5 protein-coding genes are annotated in these 5,307 nt (G+C 43.2%); 3 read left to right on the top strand and 2 right to left on the bottom strand.

Features of this window, described 5'->3' with window-relative positions; translation table 11 throughout:
• The first annotated feature begins 151 nt into the window (after positions 1–151).
• Entirely contained in the window at positions 152–367 is a 216-nt protein-coding gene (locus VIP81_RS01270; RefSeq protein ID WP_331956664.1) for a hypothetical protein, read from the top strand.
• Between the two features lie 195 nt (positions 368–562).
• A complete protein-coding gene (locus VIP81_RS01275) occupies positions 563–1,492 on the top strand; it encodes an SPFH domain-containing protein (protein ID WP_331956665.1) in 930 nt (309 codons plus the stop codon).
• Here VIP81_RS01275 and VIP81_RS01280 read toward each other — a convergent pair whose 3' ends face one another.
• Together VIP81_RS01280 and ligA are read right to left on the bottom strand one after the other, a co-directional pair.
• A complete protein-coding gene (locus VIP81_RS01280) occupies positions 1,493–1,933 on the bottom strand; it encodes a nucleoside deaminase (RefSeq protein ID WP_331956666.1) in 441 nt (146 codons plus the stop codon). It lies immediately after the preceding gene.
• Between the two features lie 77 nt (positions 1,934–2,010).
• Complete coding sequence (gene ligA / locus VIP81_RS01285; RefSeq protein ID WP_331956667.1) at positions 2,011–4,125, bottom strand: NAD-dependent DNA ligase LigA; 2,115 nt, start codon at positions 4,123–4,125, stop codon at positions 2,011–2,013.
• 166 nt (positions 4,126–4,291) lie between these two features.
• Between ligA and VIP81_RS01290 the strand changes: the two genes are divergently transcribed.
• Positions 4,292–5,011 carry an NUDIX hydrolase gene (locus VIP81_RS01290; protein ID WP_331956668.1) on the top strand — a complete coding sequence of 240 codons (720 nt, stop codon included), beginning with the start codon at positions 4,292–4,294 and terminating at the stop codon, positions 5,009–5,011.
• The last annotated feature ends 296 nt before the right edge of the window (positions 5,012–5,307 follow it).

Raw genomic sequence — 5,307 nt, forward strand, 5'->3', positions numbered from 1 at the left:
TGTTAAAAAAAATTTTGCTAAAAATTGCTAAATTTTTTAAAAATACCCAAGATTGGGTATTTGCTTGTTTTTCAAACTCCACTAATTTAGTGAATTAAATATTACGTGTGTTTTTTAAACATCCGAGATGATTATTAGCTGAAATACCCCTATGACTATGATAACCGAGGAAAGAGCATTTTATATTTTGCAACTGAACGAAACTGCTACTGCTGAAGAAATTGTGGCCCGTTATGAAATTCTGAAAGACCAGTACAGAAAAATAAAAGACGAAACAGAAGATCTTAGAACACGACTCGCCTATCAATTAAAGCAAATAGAACTGGACGACGTATTTATTTACTTCAGAAGAAGACAAAGAATATAAAGGATAACTGACTAAGCTTTTTTTATTATTCATTCGTTGTGTTTTTTAAGCTCAGTTTTCGTCCATTGTTATTTTCTTTCTTTATTTCCGGAACGCTGCTTTTGAGATATACCCTGGGAAAACTATGTCTGCTTCTCTCTGTTAGCTTTATTTCAGTATATTTATGAGCTTAAACCCTACCTAAACAATCAGACTATGAATGTGTACTTGATTATTTTACTGGTATTGGCGTTCCTGGTTCTAATGTCGTGTTTTGTTACTGTACAACAGGGAAACATCGGCGTAACCACCATCTTCGGTAAATACAACCGGGTGCTGTTTCCAGGATTAAACTTTAAAATACCTGTTATAGAAAAGGTATTTAAAAGAGTGTCTATCCAGAACAGATCTGTGGAGCTGGAATTCCAGGCTATTACCATTGATCAGGCCAACGTTTACTTCAAAGCTATGCTGCTGTATGCAGTGTGGAATCAACAGGAAGAAACGATTAAAAATGTGGCCTTCAAATTTATGGACGAAAGAAGCTTCATGCAGGCGCTGGTGCGCACTATTGAAGGTTCTATCCGTGGATTTGTAGCTACAAAAAGACAGGCAGAAGTGTTGGGCCTGCGTAAAGATATTACTGAACACGTAAAAGAGCAGATCGACAAAACCCTGGAAGAGTGGGGTTTCCACCTGCTGGATCTGCAAATGAACGACATCACTTTCGATGAAGTAATCATGAAGTCCATGGCACAGGTAGTAGCTTCCAATAACCTGAAAGCAGCTGCTGAAAACGAAGGACAGGCATTGCTGATCACTAAAACCAAAGCAGCCGAAGCAGATGGTAACGCCATCAAAATTGCTGCTGAAGCTGAACGCCAGGCCGCTCAGCTGCGTGGTATGGGTGTGGCGCTGTTCCGTGAAGAAGTAGCCAAGGGTATGAGTATGGCTGCTAAAGAAATGCAGCAGGCTAACCTGGATACCTCGGTGATCCTCTTCTCCATGTGGACAGAAGCCATTAAACATTTTGCTGAAAACTCAAAAGGAAACGTCATCTTCCTGGATGGTTCTTCTGAAGGTATGGATCATACCATGAAGCAAATGATGGGCATGAATAAGCTGATGGATTCCAACAAGAAATAATTATCTCCTTTGTTCAAAGAAAGTTTTCATCAGCTGTAAACTTTCTTCGCTGCACGGACCGGCTTCCAGTTTTGTTTTAGGATGAAACGGGGACCGGTCACCGGTAGCTCTGCGATAGCTGTTCTTATCATCTGCCGCCGCATATACAATCCTCCCAATCTTGCTCCAGTAAAGAGCGCCCGCACACATCAGACAAGGTTCTACCGTTACAAATAAAGTAGCGTCCATTAAATATTTACTCCCCAGGGTGTTGAATGCTGCCGTTAATGCGATCATTTCCGCATGTGCCGTACAATCATTTAATCTTTCTACATGATTATAACCACGGCCTATGATCCGGTCATTTAATACTACCACAGCGCCGATTGGCACTTCTCCGTCTTCGAAGGCTTTGCGCGCTTCCTGCAACGCCTGTCGCATAAAATGTTCATCGGTCATCATAGCAATTAGCTTTTAGCAGTTAGCTTTTAGCAGTTAGCTTTTAGCTATTAGTGACTCCTGCTATGAGTCACTAATAGCTAAAAGCTAACTGCTAAAAGCTGAATAAATTCTTCTTCTGACAATATCTTAATGGTATTAATTTTTTTTGCTTTTTCCAGCTTGCTGCCGGCATCGTCGCCTACTACGAGGTAGTTGAGTTTACTGCTTACGCCACTCACTATTTTGCCGCCTTCCTGTTCTACCATTTCCTCTGCATCGCTGCGTTTCAGTTTATGCAGGGTGCCGGTAAATAAAAACGTTTGTCCGTTGAGGTTGCCCGATACAGGTGCTGACTTTTTGGTGTTTTCCATGTTGATGCCCAGCGCTGCCAGTTTATCGAGCATGGCGATGTTATCTTCATTGGCAAAAAATAACCGGATAGAGCCTGCCACTTTAGGTCCTATATCTTCCAATGCGAGGATCTGTTCTTCTGTCCAGCTTTGCAGATCCATGATATGTGTTACCGCGTTGGCCAGTGTTTTAGCGGTGGTTTCGCCTACATAACGGATGCCCAGTCCAAAGATCAGCCGGTGCAGCGGTTGTGTTTTGGATTGTGTGATGGCGCTTTCCAGGTTGGTCAGCGATTTTTTACCAAAGCCTTCCAGCGCACCTATCTTTTCAAAGTCCAGTTCGTAGATGCCGGGAATATCTTTTAGTAGTCCTAATGAAAAGAATTTACGCACGTTGCTTTCGCCAAAGCTTTTGATATCCATGGCATCTTTGCTCACAAAGTGAATCATTCTTTCTACTACCTGTGCTTCACAGTTAATATTGGTGCAGCGCCAAACAGCTTCGTCAGCTGTTTTTACGAGCTTATCATGACATACAGGGCAGTGGGTAGGGAACACAATATCCTGTTCGCTGCCATCCCGCAGGTCGGCTACAGATTTTACAATGTAAGGAATCACATCTCCCGCTCTTTCTACTAACACGGTATCTCCCAGCTTCAGGTCTTTCTCCTTGATGACTTCTTCATTAAAAAGAGAAATAGAGGCAACGGTAACACCGCCAATGGGTACGGGATCAATTTTGGCAACGGGTGTAACAGAGCCGGTACGGCCTACCTGGAACTCCACGCTACGTAATTTACTGGTGGCCTGCCGGGCTTTGAACTTGTAGGCAATGGCCCAGCGCGGGTGATGCGTGGTCATGCCCAGTTTATCCTGCAGCGCATAGTCGTTTACTTTTACCACCATGCCATCAATTTCATAGGGCAGGTTGTCGCGTTCATTTTCAAACCACAAACAATGATCAATCACTGCCTGAATGCCTTTGACTACTTTCTTTTCTTTGGCGGGGCTACGGAATCCCAGTGTAGACAATAGTTCCAGCGTACCACTATGCGTTGTGAGCGCATCCGGTTCTGTTTGTCCCGCGTTCATGGTATGATAGCTCATATGATACAGAAAGGCTTCCAGTCCGCGTTTAGCGACTTCATTAGGGTCTACCATCCGGAGAGAGCCCGAAGCGGCGTTGCGTGGATTAGCCAGTGGTGGCTGATTGTCGGCAATACGTTTTTCGTTGAAGGCGCTAAAAGTATTTTTATTGATCAGTACTTCCCCACGGATTTCTATCTGGTGAATGCCATATTTAGAGAATTTGGCAGACAATGGAATAGAGCGGATCTGTTTAATATTGGTGGTAATATCTTCTCCTGCAACGCCATCGCCACGGGTGGCGCCGCGTGCGAGCTGGTCATCTTCATAAATCAGGGAAATGCTGGCGCCATCAAACTTAGGTTCGATGCAGTATTCTATTTCAGGAATACCGGCGCTTTCACGGGCTTTGCGGTCCCAGTCCAGCAAGTCGTCTGCATTGTAGGAGTTCTCGAGGCTAAGCATCGGTACCAGGTGGGGTACGGTAATGAACTCCTTGGTAAGTCCCTTGGCTACACGCTGGGTAGGGGAGTCGGCGGTGATGAGATCGGGATGTTCCTGCTCCAGCTTTTTAAGCCAGGCAAACAACTGGTCATATTCGTAGTCACTGATCACTGGCTCGCTCTGTACGTAGTAGCGCCAGTCGTTATAACTGATCACACGGCGAAGAGCATCCAGGGTTTCATCAATGGATTGCAGCAGCTGTTGCTGCTGTAAATGGCTGAGCAAATCTTTGGCTAGCTGCGCCAGGGTTATTTCTATCTCCTTTGTGTACATAATATGTGAAACTGAGCCGTAAATTTAAACTTATCTTTCAGGTTAGGGGATATCTCTTCAAAAAATTCATTAATTTTTGTTTTAAATGTGGTAATTTTTCCTTTCATTTGATGATAATTCTACGTGAACATAATTAACTGCGTTTTACTGTAATTCCACGTTCCTTATGATGTCTATGTACACCAAGAACATCAATACGCACCTTGTAGAAATAAAGGACTATTTCAAGGTAGCCATATCTGTAGACTGTGTCATCTTCGGTTTCAACAACGATGAGTTGAAAGTATTACTAATCGAATCTGACCTCAAAGAATACAAAGGCAAATGGTCTTTGCTGGGGGATATTGTCCGGCCGGAAGAAGAGCTGGATGAAGCGGCTTACCGCGTGCTGAAAGCCCGTACAGGATTGGATAATGTGTACATGGAGCAGGTACAAACTTTTGGCGCCATTCAACGGCATCCTGCCGGCAGGGTGATCACCGTGGCTTACTACTCGCTGGTGAACATAGAGCATGTAGAACTGAAAACACTTAACAACGAACTACACTGGCATAGCGTGAAAGACCTGCAGGAGATGGCTTTTGACCACAAGCTAATCCTGGATACCTGCCATGAACGGCTGAAACAGCAAGTACTGGTACAGCCCATCGGATTTAATCTGCTGCCCCGTAAGTTTTCCCTGCGTGAACTGCAGAACCTCTACGAAGCCATATTGGATATGGAACTGGACCGCCGTAACTTCAGAAAGAAGTTTTTATCCATGGATTTACTGATGGATTTGAACGAAGAAGAAGAAGACGTGCCGCATCGTCCTGCCAAGCTCTACAAATTTAATTTTGATAAATATGACCAGCGTAAGAAGCGTTACCTGGGTATTGGCTTCTAATAACGCTACGGTGGTACTTTTTTAGCCCAAGTGCCCTTTTTTCCAAATATTTCCGTTAATTTTCATGAGGTCAAAATCCTTTGCCAACAAGGATTTGCCAACGCATGTACCTGCTTAAAAATTACTGCGTTAATTTTCTCCAGAAAAAGAAAAAAAAATTTGTATTTAACAAAAATTTAAGTAAGATTGTGTAAGATATACACATCCTAAAGAGCAACTTTATTTTCGACATAAAACCAAAATTTAAGACTGAATCGCGCTAAGATTTTTTCACTGTAAGTATTGTATGTAGAAAA

Source organism: Chitinophaga sp., assembly GCF_036566945.1.
GTDB lineage: Bacteria > Bacteroidota > Bacteroidia > Chitinophagales > Chitinophagaceae > Chitinophaga.